Below are 15472 nucleotides of genomic sequence, written 5' to 3'. Positions count from 1 at the left end.
CCGCGCGGACGTGAGGGAGGGGATCATGCGGTCTCCGGTTTGGGGGTCGGGGTGTCCTCGGGGTGCTCATAGATGACCCAGCTGTCGGGCGTGCCCGGCTCGGTTTCCGTCGGCTGCTCGGCGGCAGCCTCTTCGGCGAAGACTGGCTGCGGTGCGGGCTCGGGGATGCGCACGGTCTCGGGCATCGAGGCGGTGGGAATCAGCCCGCCGGGGGATTCGCGGCGACCCTCAACCGCGGGCCCGGGCATATTGGCCACCAGCACCGCAAAGTAGGGGATGAACACCGCACCCAGGATGGGCACCAGCATCCACCAGCCGTGCACAAACATCAGGCTCACCAAACACACCATCCGGATAGCCATCGCGATGAAGTATTGGCGCATGCGCCGGCGACGGTCTTCCTCGGGTGATCGCGGCAGTGTGGTGATCGAGGAGTCGTTCATGTCGGTCCTAAGCCTACGCTCTTTCCCGGGACACCCTAAGCTGGAAGCAGCGCGCGGCCACCGGGTGGCCCCGCCGACACGAACATTCCCTCGAATTCGCTCCGGATGCCCCCGCACCGGCGCGGTCGAGGCCCAGGTTTCAGGAGAAAATATGACCGAACCTCGTACCGTCCTTGTCACCGGTGGAAACCGCGGAATCGGCTTTGCCATCGCCGAGGAATTCCTCGCCCAGGGCCACCGCGTGGCCGTGACCGCCCGCTCGGGTGAGGGCCCCGCGGGTTCGCTGACAGTGCGCGCCGATGTCACCGACGCCGCCTCGGTGGACGCCGCCTTCACCGAGATCGAGGCCGCCTACGGTCCGGTCGAGGTTCTGGTCGCCAACGCCGGCATCACCCGCGACACGCTGCTGATGCGCATGTCCGAGGAGGACTTCGACACGGTCATCGACACCAACCTGGGTGGATCCTTCCGCGTGGTTAAGCGTGCCTCCAAGGGCATGCTCAAGGCTCGCTATGGCCGCATCGTCCTGATCTCCAGTGTCGTGGGCCTCTACGGTGGCCCCGGCCAGGTCAACTACTCCGCCTCCAAGGCGGCCCTGGTGGGTATGGCCCGCTCGATCACCCGCGAGCTGGGTGCCCGCGGCATCACCGCCAACGTGGTGGCCCCCGGGTTCATCGAGACCGACATGACCGCGGCCCTGCCCGAGGACACCCAGAAGCAGTACAAGGCCAGCATTCCCGCCGCCCGCTTCGCCTCGCCCTCCGAGGTGGCCAAGGTTGTGGCGTGGATCGGCGGCGAGGACGCCGGCTACATCTCCGGTGCCGTGATCCCCGTCGACGGCGGCCTGGGCATGGGCCACTAGTCTCACACGAAAAAACGCGGGGCACCTCGATTCCGAGGTGCCCCGCGTTTTTCTGTGCCTAGCCGCGCAGGCCCAGCAGCGGCAGGATGTCCGAGAGGTTGCGGCTGCCCACGGCGACGCTCGCCTGGGCGCGCACGGCGGGCTTGGCGTCATAGGCCACCGAGAGCCCGGCGATCGCCATCATCTTCAGATCGTTGGCGCCGTCGCCCACGGCGATGGTGCGCTCAAGCGACACCCCGAACTCGCCCGCCCACTCGCGCAGCGCCACGGCCTTGGCCTCGGCGTCGATGATGTCGCCCAGCACGTTGCCGGTCAGTGCGCCATCGACCACCTCGAGGCGGTTGGCGCGCCAGCGGTCAAGCCCCAGCGACTCCGCCAGCGGATCCAGCAGCTCATGGAACCCACCGGATACCACGGCCACCCGGCCGCCGGCCGCATGCACGCCGGCGATCAGATCGCGGGCACCATCGCTCAGCTCGATCCTTTCGCGCACCGCGTCGATCTCGGAAACACTCAGGCCTTTCAGGGTTGCGACACGCTCGCGCAGACTCGCGGCAAAATCCAGCTCCCCGCGCATCGCCCGCTCGGTCACCGCGGCCACGTGCTCCAGGCTCCCGGCACGCTCGGCGATCAGCTCAATCGCCTCATTTTTGATCAGGGTGGAATCCACATCCAGGATCACCAGGAAACGGGCGGGGGAGTCGCTCATGGGCTTCTGCTCTCTGTCGCAAAACGGCTATCGCCTCATTCTGGCATCAACTCGGCGACGGATGTGTCACGCACTCCCGGTGCGGAGCGATAGGCTTAGGACATGGCGAAGGTTCTGCACGTAGAAGACGTATCGGTGCTGCGAGATGGCAGCCCCATCCTGGATTCGGCGACCTGGACGGTCGGTTCCGATGAGCGCTGGGTCATCCTCGGACCCAACGGTGCCGGGAAAACCACCCTGCTGCAGCTTGCGGCCACCCAGCTCTACCCGACCCTCGGTACCGTGGACATCCTCGGCGACCGCCTGGGTCGCACCGACGTGTTCGAGCTGCGCCCGCGCATCGGATTCGCCTCCAGCGCGCTCTCCAAGCGTCTGCCGCAGGGCGAGACCGTGCTCAACGTCGTGATGACCGCCGCCTACTCGGTGACCGGTCGCTGGACCGAGGAGTACGAAAACATCGACGAGAAGCGCGCCCACCGCGTGCTGAACGAGTGGAAGCTCGACCACCTCGCCGACCGTGCGTTTGGCACCCTGAGCGACGGCGAGCAGAAGCGGGTGCAGATTGCCCGTGCGGTGATGACCGACCCCGAGCTGCTGCTGCTGGATGAGCCCGCCTCGAGCCTCGACCTCGGTGCCCGCGAGGAGCTGGTTGCCCTGCTCGGTGGCTTCGCACGCTCGACCGAGGCCCCGGCCATCGTCATGGTGACCCACCACGTGGAGGAGATCCCCGTGGGCTTCACCCACGCACTGCTTATCCGCGAGGGTCGCATCGTGGCACAGGGTCCGCTCGCGGACACCGTGACCTCGGACAACCTCTCTACCACGTTTGGTCTGCCGATCAACGTGACCGAAACCGGCGGGCGCTACAACGCCCGCGCGGTCTAGGCCCAAGACCCGCCGGGGTGTGCGCACACACCCCGGTATGAAGTCTGCTAAAGTTAGTAGCTGACTTAGCTGCGCAGGTTTCGCGCCGCGCGGCCAAATCCCAAGACGTTTATCGTTACCACCATCCACTATCAAGGAAGTCCTCATGAAGACCGACATCCACCCCACCTACGAAGCAGTTGTGTTCCGCGACCTCGCATCGGGTGAAACCTTCCTGACCCGTACCACGGTCAGCAGCGACAAGACCATCGAGCTCGACGGCGTGACCTACCCGGTCATCGACGTCGAAATCTCCTCGGCTTCGCACCCCTTCTACACCGGCAAGCAGCGCATCATGGACTCCGCCGGCCGCGTGGAGAAGTTCAACCAGCGTTTCGCCGGTTTCGGCGCGTAAGCACCCAAACCCCAACCGGGTTCCTCCTTCGGGAGGGGCCCGGTTTTGTTTTGCCACGCCATTGCCGAACCGGGCCCCGCGAGGCAGGATAAAACTATGGAAACTGCCGACCTGCTCGATGTGATTCTCGCGGCCCGCCCGCCGCTCGCGAGTGGCGAGGCCGTGCCCGCGGATGGGGATACGGAGTCGGCCGCGACACGCCTGGGCCTCGGCGATCCCGAAATCCCCGCCGATCTGCTCGACAACCTCGCGGCCGCAACCTTCGCCGCCGCCCAGATCGCCGCAGCCGACCTGATCGCCCCCGCCGCTCGCACTCCCGTGACCGTCTCGCGGATGGGCGCATCCGCCTGGTTCCACGGCACCCTGCGCCCACTGGGGTGGCTCCCCGGCAACCCCTGGAGTCCGCTCTCGGGTGGCATCCGGACCGCCGACGGATGGATCCGCACCCACGCCAACGCGCCCGCACACCGAATCGCGATGCTGGATGCGCTGGGCCTCGCCCACGACACCACCCGCGCACGCCTGGAAGCACGCCTGGCCCAGCTGGACTCGGTCGAGGCCGAGGACCGCATCGTCGGATTCGGGGGAGCGGCCGCCCGGTTGCAGACCCGCGAGGAATGGGAGCACTCCGCACCCGGGCAGGCCATCGCGTCCGAACCGTTGATCGCCTGGGAATCCACCGGCTTCCCCGCCCACCGACAGGGTGCCCCGGACCCCGAACGGCCCCTCCGCGGGGTCCGGGTACTCGATCTGACCCGGGTCATCGCGGGCCCGGTCGCGACCCGCACCCTGGCGCTGCTGGGTGCCGACGTGCTCCGGATCGACCCACCGGACTGGTCCGAACCCGCCCTGGAATCAGAGATGCTCTGGGGCAAGCGCACGGCCCGGCTCGACCTGCGTCACCGGATCGACAGGGAACGCTTCCTCAACCTGCTGGCCGAGGCGGACATCCTGGTCCACGGCTACCGGGCCGACGCCCTGGAGCGCCTGGGATTTGGTGAGCGGGAGCGCGCCCGAATCCGCCCGGGACTCACCGAGGTGGCCCTCAACGCCTACGGGTGGAGCGGCCCCTGGCGAGGCCGCCGCGGGTTCGATTCGATTGTGCAGTTCAGCACCGGCGTCGCGGCCATCCCCGAGGGAGGAACTGCGCCCGTCTCGCTGCCCGTGCAGGCCCTCGATCATGCAACCGGGATGCTTGCGGCAACCGCCGCCCTGCGCGGCTGGGCGCAGTCGGTACATCACGGCGAGGGGGTGCGGGCGCGCCTCTCGCTGGCCAAGACCGCGAGCCTGCTGGATTCGCGGATCGGCACCGATCCACTCACCATCGTCGCGCAGTCGCCGGCCCCCACAACCCGGATCGAACACACGTCCTGGGGGCTCGCGCAGCGCCTGCCCTGGCCCGCCTCCGCCGCGGGTATTCGGGTGGATTCGGATCATCCGGCGCAGGCGCTGGGTGCCGACGCGCCGCGCTGGGGGCAGCGCTAACAGGCCGAGGGCAGACCTAGCGAACCGGCCACTCCCCGGAGGCCACAAAGTTCGGGTTCTTCGAGCGGCGCATGTACTCCTGGAAGGACGCGGCCTGCTCGGCGCACCAGTCCACCTGCTTGGCGTGCAGCTCGGCGGCGCTGAGCCCCTCCAGCTTGTCGGCATGGGCGCGGATCAAGGCCTGGGCCACATGGCCGGCGGCGATCGCGTCGGAGGCGGCGTCGTGGGCATCCAGCAGCGAGACACCGTAAAACTCGGCCGACGCCTCGAGGGTGCGCTTGCCCTTGCGGAAGCGGTCCACGGCCTTATCGATGACCAGCGGATCCACGATCGGGGACGGGTTTTCCAGCGGCGGGTAGCCGTAGCGCAGCGCCTCATGGTGCAGCAGGCTGAGGTCGTAGGGGGCGTTGTAGATGACCACCGGCACGTTGGCCGTCAGTAGCTCGCGCAGCGCTGAGATGATCTCGGCCACCACCAGGGCGGCGGGCTGACCCTCGGCGCGGGCACGCTCGGTGGTGATGCCGTGGACCGCGGTGGCCTGCTCGGGAATCTCGACCCCGGGATCCGCCAGCCAGTCGTGGTTGCGGATCACCTCGCCTCGCGCATCGAGAATGCCCACGTGCGCGCTCACAATGCGGCTCGTGGTGACGTCGATCCCGGTGGTTTCCAGGTCGAAGACGGCGATCGGCTGGGTCCAGATGCTCGTGGTGGTATTCACGTTTCTAAGCTTAGGCCGGACCACCGATACCGGTGTGGAACACGCGCCGCCCACAACGCAAACGCGGACATCCCGGGGGACATCCGCGTGTGCGTTGTGGGCCGATACGGCTAGACGCTGGGCCGGCTCACGTGCAGCCAGAAGAAGCTCTGTGAGCCCATGGTGAGATTCAGCGTGCCGTTCTCGTCGAAGGAGGGGAAGGTCGCCCCACCAAACAGGTCGCGGACGCGGCGACCGGCCAGGGAGGGATCGGTGATCGTGACCGGGGTCGGGTGGTGCGCGAAGCTAAACACGCACAGCACGTCCTCGGCGGGTTCGAGCTGCGGCCCCACCTTGCCCTCATAGCTGCGACGGAAGGCGAGGACCGATCCGTGGTTGGTGTCGACCACCTCGAGGGTGCCCAGGCCGAAGACCGGATGCGACTTGCGGGTGTGGATCACGTTGCGGATCCAGTGCAGCAGCGAGGCCGACTGCGCCAGCTGCGACTCGACGTTCACGCTCTGGTAGTTGTACACCAGCGACTGCACCACCGGCAGGTAGAGCTTGCCGGGGTCGGCGGCCGAGAAGCCCGCGTTGCGGTCGGGGGTCCACTGCATCGGCGTGCGGGAGGAATCGCGGTCATCCAGCCAGACGTTATCGCCCATGCCAATCTCGTCCCCGTAGTAGAGGAAGGGGCTGCCGCCCAGCGAGAAGAGCAGCGCGTGGGCAAGCTCCAGCTCGGCACGCGAATTGTCCAGCAGCGGTGCCAGGCGTCGCCGGATGCCCACGTTGACCCGCATCCGCGGATCGTAGGCATACCAGCCGTACATCGCCTGGCGGTAGTCCTCGCTCACCATCTCCAGGGTGAGCTCGTCGTGGTTGCGCAGGAACACGCCCCAACCGGCCCAGTCGGGGATGTGGGTAACCTCGCGCAGCACCCGCTCAAGCTCCTCGGACTGCTGCGAACGCAGCGCGTAGAAGATGCGTGGCATGACCGGGAAGTCGAAGGCCATATGGCACTCGGGCTCCTCGTCGGTGCCGAAGAATGCGGCGGTTTCCTTGGGCCACTGGTTCGCCTCGGCGAGCATGATGCGGCCCGGATACTCCTCATCCAGCATCGCGCGCAGCTTCACCAGGAACTCGTGGGTCTCCGGCTCGCCCTCGCCGTTGCCCTCATCGGATTCAAAGAGGTAGGGGACCGCGTCCAGACGGAAGCCGTCCACTCCGAGATCCAGCCAGAACCGGACCACGTCAAAGATGGCCTCGTGAACCGCGGGCTCGCCGTAGTTCAGGTCCGGCTGGTGGGAGAAGAAGCGGTGGAAATAGTACTGCTTGCGCACCGAATCAAACGCCCAGTTGGACTCCTCGGTGTCGGTGAAGATGATGCGGATGTTCGGGAACTTCTCATTGTCATCACTCCAGACATAGAAGTTGCCGTAGGGCCCCTCGGGGTCCTCGCGGGAGGCCTGGAACCAGGGGTGCTGATCCGAGGTGTGGTTCAGCGGGATGTCGATGATGACCCGCATGTTGCGCTCGTGGGCGCGGGTCACCAGCTCGCGGAACTCCTCGATCGTGCCAAACTCCGGCAGGATACTGCGGTAGTCGGCCACATCGTAGCCGCCATCGCGCAGGGGAGAGGTGAAAAACGGGGGGAGCCAGAGTGCGTCGATTCCCAGCCACTGCAGGTAGTCGAGCTTGCTGATCAGACCCTTCATATCGCCGGTTCCATCGGCGTTACTATCCACGTAGGAGCGGACCATCACCTCATAGAACACCGCGCGGCGATACCAGAGCGGTTCGCGTGCGAGGCCGGGAAGCTGGATGGGCGCAGTAAAGGTCACACTGTTCCAATCTGTGGTGCACGGGCACGATCCAGAAGGCGGATCGAACTGTCTTCCGAACGAGTCTAGGGGCAGCGGGCGGGAATGTGTTGTGCACAACACCTAAACTGAGGATGTGACTGCACCGATCTCCCCGTACCAGCCCCGACTCGACCAGATTGCGACCCGACGCGGCGAGGTGACCCTGGAGGGGGCACGCACCGCGTACTGGGAATATGGTGACCGGGACGCCGCGGTGACGATGGTGTTTGTGCACGGATTCCGCGGGGATCACCACGGGCTCGAGCCGATCGTCGCCCAGTTCCCCGACGCCCACATCATCGCCCCCGACCTGCCCGGATTTGGCGAGTCCGCGGCGTTTGTCAGCGGCCGTCACGATATCGAGGGCTATGTGCGCTGGCTGCGCGGTTTCATCACCGCGCTCAATCTGGACGCGCCGCCGGTGATCCTCGGCCACTCGTTCGGCTCGATTGTGGTGTCGGCCGCGGTGGCCGATGGACAGCCGGTGTCCACCCTGATCCTGGTCAACCCAATTGCCGCCCCGGCCCTCTCGGGGCCGCGCGGCATCCTCACCCGACTCGCGGTCTTCTACTATTGGGCCGGCAAGTCCCTGCCCGAGGGGATGGGCTTTGCGCTGCTGCGCTCGCGGATCATCACCCGGGTCTCCAGCATCGCGATGGCGAAGACCAGGGATCCCGAGCGTCGGGCTTGGATCCACGATCAGCATGATCGCTACTTCAGCGCGTTTGCCGACCGGGCCAGCGTGATGGACGCGTTTGACACCTCGGTGCGCTACGACGTGAGCCAGTACGCCGACCGGATTCCCGCGCGCACCCTGCTGATCGCCGCCGAGAACGATGACATCACCTCGGTGTCCAAGCAGCGCGAGCTCGCCGAGAAGCTCGCGGATGCCCGCCTGGAGGTCATCCCCGAGGTGGGACACCTGATCCACTATGAGACCCCCGAGCAGGCGGCCGCCCTCATCCGCGACGAGCTGGGTCTGCCTGCTTAGGTACCACACCCGCACCCCGGAGAACCGGGATGCGGGTGTGGTGTTTAGGCGTCGAAGGTTAGCCCCAGGGGTTGAAGGAAATCCCCGCGGGCTTGCCGGCGTTCAGGCCGTAACCGAAGTTCTGGTCACCGATCTTGATGGTGGCCGAACCGAAGTTGGCGCTGAGCAGACGGTTACGGTAGTCCGAGGGGTAGCCGTTCCAGCCCACCAGGCGCGGGTAGACCCAGCCGCCGGTCACGTTTTCCACCCGGTCATCCGAGGCGTTGGCCAGGCGGAAGTAGTGGGTGAAGCCACCCTCCTTGTGGTAGACCACCTTGGCGTGGGTGCCGTCGAAGCGGACGTTGGAGGCGGGATCCACCTGCCATCCCGAGTGCACCGAGCGCGAGACGTACTTCACCTGGTTGTTCTGCACCCAGATGATTACGTGCTCCCAGTCGTGACGGTGACCGTTGCTTCCGCCGGCGATCTCCCCGACGCCGTTGGAGGACTGGTCCTTCTCGAAGTAGCTGGCGTACATGATCGCGCACCAGCCGTTATTGCACTTCTCGCGGGAGTAGGTGTTGGCGTTTTGCAGCTGCGGGGCATCGTGGCAGTGGCCGTTGACGGCACCACCGAGGCCGAGCCCCGAGTTGATCTGTCCGCTGGCACTGATCGCGGCGGTCGCGTAGCAGCCGTCGGTATCGTAGTCATAGGCCGGTGAGAAGGTCTGTTCCAGGCCGTCCGCGTTCTGCGGCAGCGGCTGGAAAACCTGGGCCTGTGCGCTGGGCGCGGCGCCCAGGGCGAGGATCGATGCGCACGCCGCTCCCAGCAGGGCGAGCACAATCTTTCGGGCGACGCGGGCTGAGCGCGGCGTGGTGTTTTCGGCCGAGGCCGAGCCATCCAGGGTGATGGACATGGTTCTCCTTGAAGGTCGCGATGGGTGTCAGCTCGAGACTCATGCCGTCGCGACCCGCGACATTTCCCCCAGAGCCGGGAAAGACTCTTCGTCTCCCCGAGGCCCAGTAAAGTGCACCCCCAAAACACGGGTCAAGAAGTACAAAAGTGATTGTTATCTCGGGCGTGGCTATGTGCCCGCTATGCCCTGTATTTACGCCAGCTATGCGTTTTCTATGCGCGAAAAATTAACCGGGCGGACACATAACCGCCCGGTCAGAACGCGGATTGTGATCGACCCGTTCGTGCGTCGATGCGCACACGCGGTGATGTTCGGACGCGCCGATGCGGTGCTCCGCCTTCTGGGCTAACCGGCCAGGCGCTCGCCGAGGGCCGCCAGGGCGGGGGCCACCGAGCCCTCGAGGACGAGGGTCGCGCGGGAGGCGCCGCCGGTGGTGCCGCGGTTGATCGTGATGATCGGGGAGCCGTCGCGGCGGGCCTGATCCAGCAGGCGGATTCCGGTGTTCACGGTGAGCGAGGATCCCAGCACCAGCAGCGCGTCGGCACGGTGCACGATCGAGCGGGCGCGGGCGAAGCGGGCCGAGGGGACGGTCTCCCCGAAGAAGACCACGTCGGGCTTGAGCGGGCCGCCGCACACCGTGCAGACGGGGACGGTGAAGCCGTCCAGCTCGGGCACCTCGGCATCACCGTCGGGGTTCAGGCGGTCGGCATCCTCGGGACCCAGCTGGGCCAGCCACGGGTTTTCCCGGGCGATCTGCTCGGTGATCGCCTGCCGGGCAAAGCCCTGCTCACAGGCCAGGCACACCACCCGGTCCAGGCCTCCGTGCAGCTCCACGAGTTTGCGGGTGCCCGCCTGACGGTGGAGCCCGTCCACATTCTGGGTCGCGATGCCCAGCGCCCGGCCCGAGCGCTCCCAGTCGGCCAGCAGCCGGTGGGTCGGATTGGGCTTGGCCGCCTGCATCAGGCGTCCGCCCAGGAAGGCCCCGGCCCAGTAGCGGCGACGGCGTTCGGCCGAGGCGCGAAACTCGGGCCCGGTCATCGGCTTGCGCACGGGGGCACCGGGTCCGCGATAGTCGGGGATCCCGGAGTCGGTGGAGACGCCGGCGCCGGTCAGAATCGCCAGGCTGCGGCCCCGCAGAATATCCGCCGCGCGGTCGAGGTCTACCGAATCGGGAATGGGCACGTGACGCCTCCAGGGGCCGGGGATGGAATGATGGTCTAGCGGGGGACCAGATGATCCCCTCGTGGTGTTACATAACCACCGTAGTGAGTACAGGAGTATTTGGGTGCGCGTTATTCCCCTGGGTCCGGACGGACTCGATGAACTGGCCGATTATGCACGGCTCACGGACGTCGCCCTGCGCCGGGTGACCGAGCCCGAGGGTGGGCTCTACATCGCCGAATCCAGCAAGGTCATCACGCGTGCCATCGCCGCCGGTCACGTGCCGCGCTCGGTCCTGCTGGCCGAGAAGTGGCTGGCCGAGATGGAACCCATCCTGGCCGACTTCCCCGAGGTTCCGGTTTACGTGGGCGATGCCGCCACGCTGGAAACCCTCACCGGATTTCACATGCACCGGGGTGCGCTCGCCGCGATGCACCGGCCCGAACTGCCGGATATGGCCGAGCTGATTCGGGATGCCCGGCGCATCGTGATCCTGGAGGACATCGTGGACCACACCAACGTGGGCGCAATCTTCCGTGCGGTGGCCGGTCTCGGTGCCGACGCCGTGCTGGTGTCGCCCCGCTGCGCCGACCCCCTCTACCGCCGCAGCGTCCGGGTGAGCATGGGCACGGTGCTGCAGGTGCCGTGGACCCGGATGCCCGAGTGGGACGACGCGCGCGAGATCCTCAGCGCCGCGGGATTCCATGTGGCCGCGCTGGCCCTGGATGAGCGCGCGGTGACCCTGGACGAGTTCTCGGCCGCGGCTCCCGAAAAGATCGCGCTGATGCTCGGCAGCGAGGGGGACGGGCTCAGCCGTCAGGCCCTGCACCACGCCGACAGCACGGTGATTATCCCGATGCTGCACGGGGTGGATTCGCTCAATGTTGCCGCGGCCAGCGCGGTCGCACTCTGGGAGCTGCGGATTCGCGAATAGTTTGCTGTGGCGCGCACGAAACGCTCAGGGGATGCCACATAAACTGTTTCGGTGACCCAATTCCCCCTCCGCCGAGACCGAAAATCCCGGGCTCGCAGCCGCGCCCTGCTCCGCGCACCCCTCGCGATTGCCATCGTTGTGGCGGTGCTGGCCGCCTGCTACGGCGGCTATGCGCTGCTTCGCCCGTTGCCCGCCTCGGCCGCGACCCCCGCGGCCACGCTGGCCACCCCCACGAGTGCGAAGGAGCCCATCGCCTGGCCCGCCAACGGCGTGGCCGCGGTCGGCGAGGTGGGATACGACGGCGTCCTGGCCAGCCACGGCTCGCAGGAGCGCACCTCGATCGCCAGCATGACCAAAACCATCACCGCCCTGGTGGTGCTGGAAAAGCTTCCGCTGGCCAAGGGGGAGTCGGGTCCGACCTATACGTTTACCGAAACCGATCAGAAGATCTACCAGGACACCGTGGCCGAGGGTGGATCCCGGGCTCCGGTTGTGGTGGGTGCCCAGGTCACCGAGCGTCAGCTGCTCGAGGGGCTGATGCTTCCCAGCGGTAACAACTATGCGATCACCCTGGCGAACTGGGCCTATGGCTCGATGGAGAACTTCCTCCCGGCCGCCCGCGCCTGGCTGGATAAGCACGGCCTGACCGATACGGTTCTGGCCGATGCCAGTGGCATTAACCCGGCCAGCCAGTCCTCCCCGCCGAACCTGGTGGAGATCGCCAAGCTCGTGCTGGCACACCCCGTACTCAGCACCGTGGTCTCCGAGAAGACCGCCTCGATCCCCGCCCTGGGCGAGGCAGGAAACCTCAAAAACACCAACGATCTGCTGGGAACCGGCGGGGTGATCGGGATCAAGACCGGAACCACGATCGTGGCCGGGGCCTGCCTGATGTTTGCGGCCGAGCGCGAGGTCGCCGGCAAGAAGATCACGGTGGTGGGTGTGGTCATCGGCGCGCCGACCCATGAGGAACTCTTCGCCTCGGTGAGCAAGCTGCTCGATAGCACCTATGCGGCCTTCGGCAAGGCCACCCTGATCAAAAAGGGTGACCCGGTGGGCTACATTCAGACCCCCTGGGGCAGCCACGCCAACGTGGTGGCCACCGAGGATGCGACCGCCGTGGTCTGGCGCGATTCCCCGATCACCCGCAAGGCCAGCATCGATCCGCTGGCCTCGGGCAAGCAGGGCGACCCGGCCGGAAAGATCACCGTGACCGAAAACGGCGTGTCCGCCGAGGTTCCGGTGGCTCTCGCGGATGACCTGGACGGGGCCTCGATCTGGTGGCGTCTGACCAACCCGATGTAGTCGGGTACAAACAACACCCCGGATTCCGCCATCGAGTGGCGGAATCCGGGGTGTTTTTTGTTGCGCGTCGGGCCGGAGTTTAGGGCTCGGGGAAGATGATCGGGGCGGCTTCGGGGCGCTTGGCGCTCACGTTATCGCCCGAGCTCTGGTGGCGCAGTCGACGAATCACCCAGGGCACCAGGTGCTCGCGCGCCCAGGCCAGGTCCTCGGATCGGGCCTGCCGCCAGGAGGACTCGGGCATCGCCTCGGGGCGCAGCGGCTGGAGATCGTTGGGGACGTTCAGCGCGTCCAGCACCATCCGGGCCACGGTGTGGTGGCCGAGGGGGTTGAGATGCAGGCGATCCGGGGCCCACATGCCGGGATCCTGAATCTCGGAGAGGGCCCACTGGTCGGCGACGATGCAGTCGTAACGCTGGGCGACTGCACGCACGTTTTCGTTGTAGATCGCGACCTTGCCACGCAGGGCTCGCATGACCGGGGAGAAGCCGGTGTCCACCCCGGTGAACAGGACGATCGTCGCCCCGTCGCGGGAGAGGGTGCGCACGGCACCGTCGAGCTTTTCGGCGATCTCGTCGGGATCGGTTCCGGGGCGGATGACGTCGTTGCCGCCGGCGCACAGGGTGATCAGGTCCGGGTGCAGGCCGAGGGCGGGTTCGAGCTGATCGTTGATGATCTGACCGATCAGCTTTCCACGCACGGCCAGGTTGGCGTAGGCAAAGTCCGGACAGTCGCGGGCGAGGACCTCGGCCACCCGGTCGGCCCAGCCGCGGTTGCCACCTGGGGCTCCGGGCTCGGGATCGCCGATGCCCTCGGTGAAGGAGTCACCAATGGAGACCATTCGCCGCCACGGGTGAAGCTGTGATTCGGTCGCGGGTTCGGGGGTGGTCACGGGGTTCCTTCCGGTCGCTAACGAGGGTCGCCTCTAATGTACCCGGCTCGCCCGGGAAATTCCGGAGGCGGGCGCAAACTCGCTCCGGGCTCGGCAGTGTCGGAGGGTATCCGGTAGTGTCTAGTTCAGTGAGCGAAGAGTTGATGACACCGGATTCTGGTTCCGGTCCACGCATCGGAACCTCCGCCGCCGAACACCTGTCACCCTCCTTCCCGGAGCGTGCGGCGTGGGGTACGGTCAGCAAGTTGCGGGCCTGGCAGGCCGAGGCGATCGAGAAGTATTTTGAAACCGAGCCGCGCGATTTTCTCGCCGCGGCTACCCCGGGCGCGGGCAAAACCACCTTCGCCCTGCGTCTGGCCGCCGAGCTGTTGGCGCGGCGCACGGTCGAGCGGGTCACCGTGGTCGCCCCGACCGAGCACCTGAAAAAGCAGTGGGCCGATGCGGCCGCGCGCGCAGGTATCCGGCTCGACCCCAACTTCTCCAATGCCGAGCGTCGCTATGCCTCGCACTATCACGGGGCCGCGGTGACCTACGCGCAGGTGGCCGTACGGGCCTCCCTGCACCGCGAGATCACCGAGTCGCGCAAGACACTGGTGATCCTGGACGAGGTCCATCACGGCGGCGACGCGCTCAGCTGGGGCGATGCGATCCGCGACGCCTTCGAGCCGGCGACCCGCAGACTCTCGCTGACCGGAACCCCGTTCCGTTCGGACACCGCGCCGATCCCGTTTGTGCTCTACGCCCCGGACAATAAGGGCATCCGCACCTCGGTCACCGACTATAACTACGGCTATGGCCGCGCGCTCCAGGACGGCGTGGTGCGTCCGGTGATGTTTATGGTTTATGCTGGACACATGCGCTGGCGTACCAAGGCCGGCGACGAGATGGAAGCGCGCCTGGGCGAGGGTAATACCAAGGACATCACCTCCCAGGCCTGGCGCACCGCGCTGGATCCCAAGGGGGAGTGGGTGCCGCAGGTGCTCGACTCGGCCAATAAGCGCCTGACCGAGGTTCGGCACGCGATCCCCGATGCCGGCGGGCTGGTGATCGCGACCGATCACTACACCGCGCGCGCCTATGCGGCGATTCTGGCGGATCTGACCGGCGAACCGGTTACCGTCGTGCTCTCCGATGATGCCGGAGCCTCCGACCGGATCGATGAGTTCTCCCACGGCACCAGTCGCTGGATGGTGGCCGTACGGATGGTATCCGAGGGGGTGGACGTGCCCCGCCTCGCGGTGGGGGTATACGCAACCTCCTCATCCACCCCGCTGTTTTTTGCGCAGGCGATTGGCCGCTTCGTGCGGGCTCGGCGTCGAGGCGAGACCGCCTCGGTGTTTCTGCCGAACGTGCCGCCGCTGATGAATCTGGCCGCCGCGCTGGAGCTTGAGCGCGACCACGCGCTGGATCGTCCCTCAAGCGATGAGGGCGACTTCTACAATCCCGAAGACGCGATGGTGGCCGCCGCCAATAAGGAGGATCGCGCCTCCGAGGAGCTCGGCCAGGAGCTGTTCTCGTTTGAGGCGATGGGGTCCTCGGCCAACTTTGATCGCGTGGTCTTTGACGGTCAGGAGTTCGGGGGCTACGCCGAACCTGGGACCGATGAGGAGCTCGATTTCATCGGGCTGCCGGGCATCCTCGAACCCGAGCAGGTGCACGAGCTGCTGACCCAGCGTCAGCAGCGTCAGCAGCGCCGTCAGGATGATCGCGAGGCCGCCGGAATCGCGCCGCCGGAGACCACCCCCGAGCCGCTGTATCGCACCCTCAAGGAGCAGCGCTCGCTGCTGAACTCGTTGGTGGGCCTCTACGCCAAGCAGAGCGGCCAGCCGCACGGACTGGTCCACGCCGAGCTGCGCCGCGTGTGTGGCGGCCCGGCGGTGCCGCAGGCCAGTGTGACCCAGCTGCAGTCGCGGATCCAGTATCTGCGGCGTCAGCTGGGGAGCCAGCGCTAAGTCCTCAA

Annotated in this window: 15 protein-coding genes; 8 read left to right on the top strand and 7 right to left on the bottom strand. The window is 66.9% G+C overall.

The window, feature by feature from the left end; translation table 11 throughout:
* Positions 1 to 23 precede the first annotated feature (23 nt).
* Complete coding sequence (locus tag C7C57_RS08905; RefSeq protein ID WP_187976146.1) at positions 24 to 443, bottom strand: DUF3099 domain-containing protein; 420 nt, start codon at positions 441 to 443, stop codon at positions 24 to 26.
* Between the two features lie 151 nt (positions 444 to 594).
* Here C7C57_RS08905 and fabG point away from each other — a divergent pair, with 151 nt between their 5' ends.
* The gene (gene fabG, locus C7C57_RS08900; protein WP_121687920.1) at positions 595 to 1305 is read left to right on the top strand and encodes a 3-oxoacyl-ACP reductase FabG; all 711 of its coding nucleotides are present in this window, start codon (positions 595 to 597) and stop codon (positions 1303 to 1305) included.
* Positions 1306 to 1363: 58 nt separating this feature from the next.
* On the opposite strand, the gene serB is transcribed toward fabG, so the two are convergent.
* Positions 1364 to 2014, bottom strand: coding sequence for a phosphoserine phosphatase SerB (serB, locus tag C7C57_RS08895; protein ID WP_187976145.1), 651 nt, complete (start codon positions 2012 to 2014; stop codon positions 1364 to 1366).
* A 102-nt stretch (positions 2015 to 2116) separates the two neighbouring features.
* Between serB and C7C57_RS08890 the strand changes: the two genes are divergently transcribed.
* The 3 genes from C7C57_RS08890 to C7C57_RS08880 all read left to right on the top strand — a co-directional run bounded on the left by C7C57_RS08890 (position 2117) and on the right by C7C57_RS08880 (position 4778).
* Entirely contained in the window at positions 2117 to 2899 is a 783-nt protein-coding gene (locus C7C57_RS08890; RefSeq protein ID WP_030143404.1) for an ABC transporter ATP-binding protein, read from the top strand.
* 145 nt (positions 2900 to 3044) lie between these two features.
* Entirely contained in the window at positions 3045 to 3293 is a 249-nt protein-coding gene (locus C7C57_RS08885) for a type B 50S ribosomal protein L31 (RefSeq protein ID WP_030143405.1), read from the top strand.
* A 96-nt stretch (positions 3294 to 3389) separates the two neighbouring features.
* Positions 3390 to 4778 (top strand): CoA transferase, encoded by a 1389-nt coding sequence (locus C7C57_RS08880; protein ID WP_187976144.1) that lies wholly within the window; start codon positions 3390 to 3392, stop codon positions 4776 to 4778.
* A 16-nt stretch (positions 4779 to 4794) separates the two neighbouring features.
* Here C7C57_RS08880 and C7C57_RS08875 read toward each other — a convergent pair whose 3' ends face one another.
* Both C7C57_RS08875 and treS read right to left on the bottom strand, forming a co-directional pair.
* Positions 4795 to 5496, bottom strand: coding sequence for a 3'-5' exonuclease (locus C7C57_RS08875; protein ID WP_030143407.1), 702 nt, complete (start codon positions 5494 to 5496; stop codon positions 4795 to 4797).
* A 110-nt stretch (positions 5497 to 5606) separates the two neighbouring features.
* A complete protein-coding gene (treS, locus tag C7C57_RS08870; RefSeq protein ID WP_187976142.1) occupies positions 5607 to 7316 on the bottom strand; it encodes a maltose alpha-D-glucosyltransferase in 1710 nt (569 codons plus the stop codon).
* Positions 7317 to 7431: 115 nt separating this feature from the next.
* Between treS and C7C57_RS08865 the strand changes: the two genes are divergently transcribed.
* On the top strand, positions 7432 to 8328 hold the full coding sequence (locus C7C57_RS08865; protein ID WP_187976141.1) for an alpha/beta fold hydrolase: 897 nt from the start codon (positions 7432 to 7434) through the stop codon (positions 8326 to 8328).
* A gap of 58 nt (positions 8329 to 8386) precedes the next feature.
* Here C7C57_RS08865 and C7C57_RS08860 read toward each other — a convergent pair whose 3' ends face one another.
* Positions 8387 to 9223: an NPP1 family protein gene (locus C7C57_RS08860; protein ID WP_187976140.1), complete on the bottom strand. Its 837-nt coding sequence runs from the start codon at positions 9221 to 9223 to the stop codon at positions 8387 to 8389.
* 345 nt (positions 9224 to 9568) lie between these two features.
* On the bottom strand, positions 9569 to 10405 hold the full coding sequence (locus C7C57_RS08855) for a Sir2 family NAD-dependent protein deacetylase (RefSeq protein WP_187976139.1): 837 nt from the start codon (positions 10403 to 10405) through the stop codon (positions 9569 to 9571).
* A gap of 103 nt (positions 10406 to 10508) precedes the next feature.
* Here C7C57_RS08855 and C7C57_RS08850 point away from each other — a divergent pair, with 103 nt between their 5' ends.
* Positions 10509 to 11318, top strand: coding sequence for an RNA methyltransferase (locus tag C7C57_RS08850; protein ID WP_187976138.1), 810 nt, complete (start codon positions 10509 to 10511; stop codon positions 11316 to 11318).
* Positions 11319 to 11369: 51 nt separating this feature from the next.
* Complete coding sequence (locus C7C57_RS08845) at positions 11370 to 12623, top strand: D-alanyl-D-alanine carboxypeptidase family protein (protein ID WP_187976137.1); 1254 nt, start codon at positions 11370 to 11372, stop codon at positions 12621 to 12623.
* Positions 12624 to 12702: 79 nt separating this feature from the next.
* Here the strand turns inward: C7C57_RS08845 and C7C57_RS08840 are convergent, their stop codons facing one another.
* Positions 12703 to 13461: an SGNH/GDSL hydrolase family protein gene (locus C7C57_RS08840; protein ID WP_187978335.1), complete on the bottom strand. Its 759-nt coding sequence runs from the start codon at positions 13459 to 13461 to the stop codon at positions 12703 to 12705.
* Positions 13462 to 13655: 194 nt separating this feature from the next.
* Between C7C57_RS08840 and C7C57_RS08835 the strand changes: the two genes are divergently transcribed.
* A complete protein-coding gene (locus tag C7C57_RS08835) occupies positions 13656 to 15464 on the top strand; it encodes a DEAD/DEAH box helicase (RefSeq protein WP_187976136.1) in 1809 nt (602 codons plus the stop codon).
* Positions 15465 to 15472 lie beyond the last annotated feature (8 nt).

It is taken from the genome of Mycetocola sp. JXN-3 (genome assembly GCF_014522285.1).
In the GTDB taxonomy this organism is placed as follows: Bacteria; Actinomycetota; Actinomycetes; order Actinomycetales; family Microbacteriaceae; genus Mycetocola; species Mycetocola saprophilus.
The sequence above is the reverse complement of the archived record's forward strand: the minus strand, read 5'-3'. Positions and strand labels throughout refer to the sequence as shown.

Excerpts from the sequence above, each read along its gene's own strand:
- C7C57_RS08890 (WP_030143404.1), top strand. The coding sequence starts at position 2,117 with ATGGCGAAGGTTCTGCACGTAGAAGACGTATCGGTGCTGCGAGATGGC.
- fabG (WP_121687920.1), top strand. The coding sequence starts at position 595 with ATGACCGAACCTCGTACCGTCCTTGTCACCGGTGGAAACCGCGGAATC.
- C7C57_RS08885 (WP_030143405.1), top strand. The coding sequence starts at position 3,045 with ATGAAGACCGACATCCACCCCACCTACGAAGCAGTTGTGTTCCGCGAC.
- C7C57_RS08860 (WP_187976140.1), bottom strand. The coding sequence starts at position 9,223 with ATGTCCATCACCCTGGATGGCTCGGCCTCGGCCGAAAACACCACGCCG.
- C7C57_RS08835 (WP_187976136.1), top strand. The coding sequence starts at position 13,656 with ATGACACCGGATTCTGGTTCCGGTCCACGCATCGGAACCTCCGCCGCC.
- serB (WP_187976145.1), bottom strand. The coding sequence starts at position 2,014 with ATGAGCGACTCCCCCGCCCGTTTCCTGGTGATCCTGGATGTGGATTCC.
- C7C57_RS08840 (WP_187978335.1), bottom strand. The coding sequence starts at position 13,461 with ATGGTCTCCATTGGTGACTCCTTCACCGAGGGCATCGGCGATCCCGAG.
- C7C57_RS08880 (WP_187976144.1), top strand. The coding sequence starts at position 3,390 with ATGGAAACTGCCGACCTGCTCGATGTGATTCTCGCGGCCCGCCCGCCG.
- C7C57_RS08905 (WP_187976146.1), bottom strand. The coding sequence starts at position 443 with ATGAACGACTCCTCGATCACCACACTGCCGCGATCACCCGAGGAAGAC.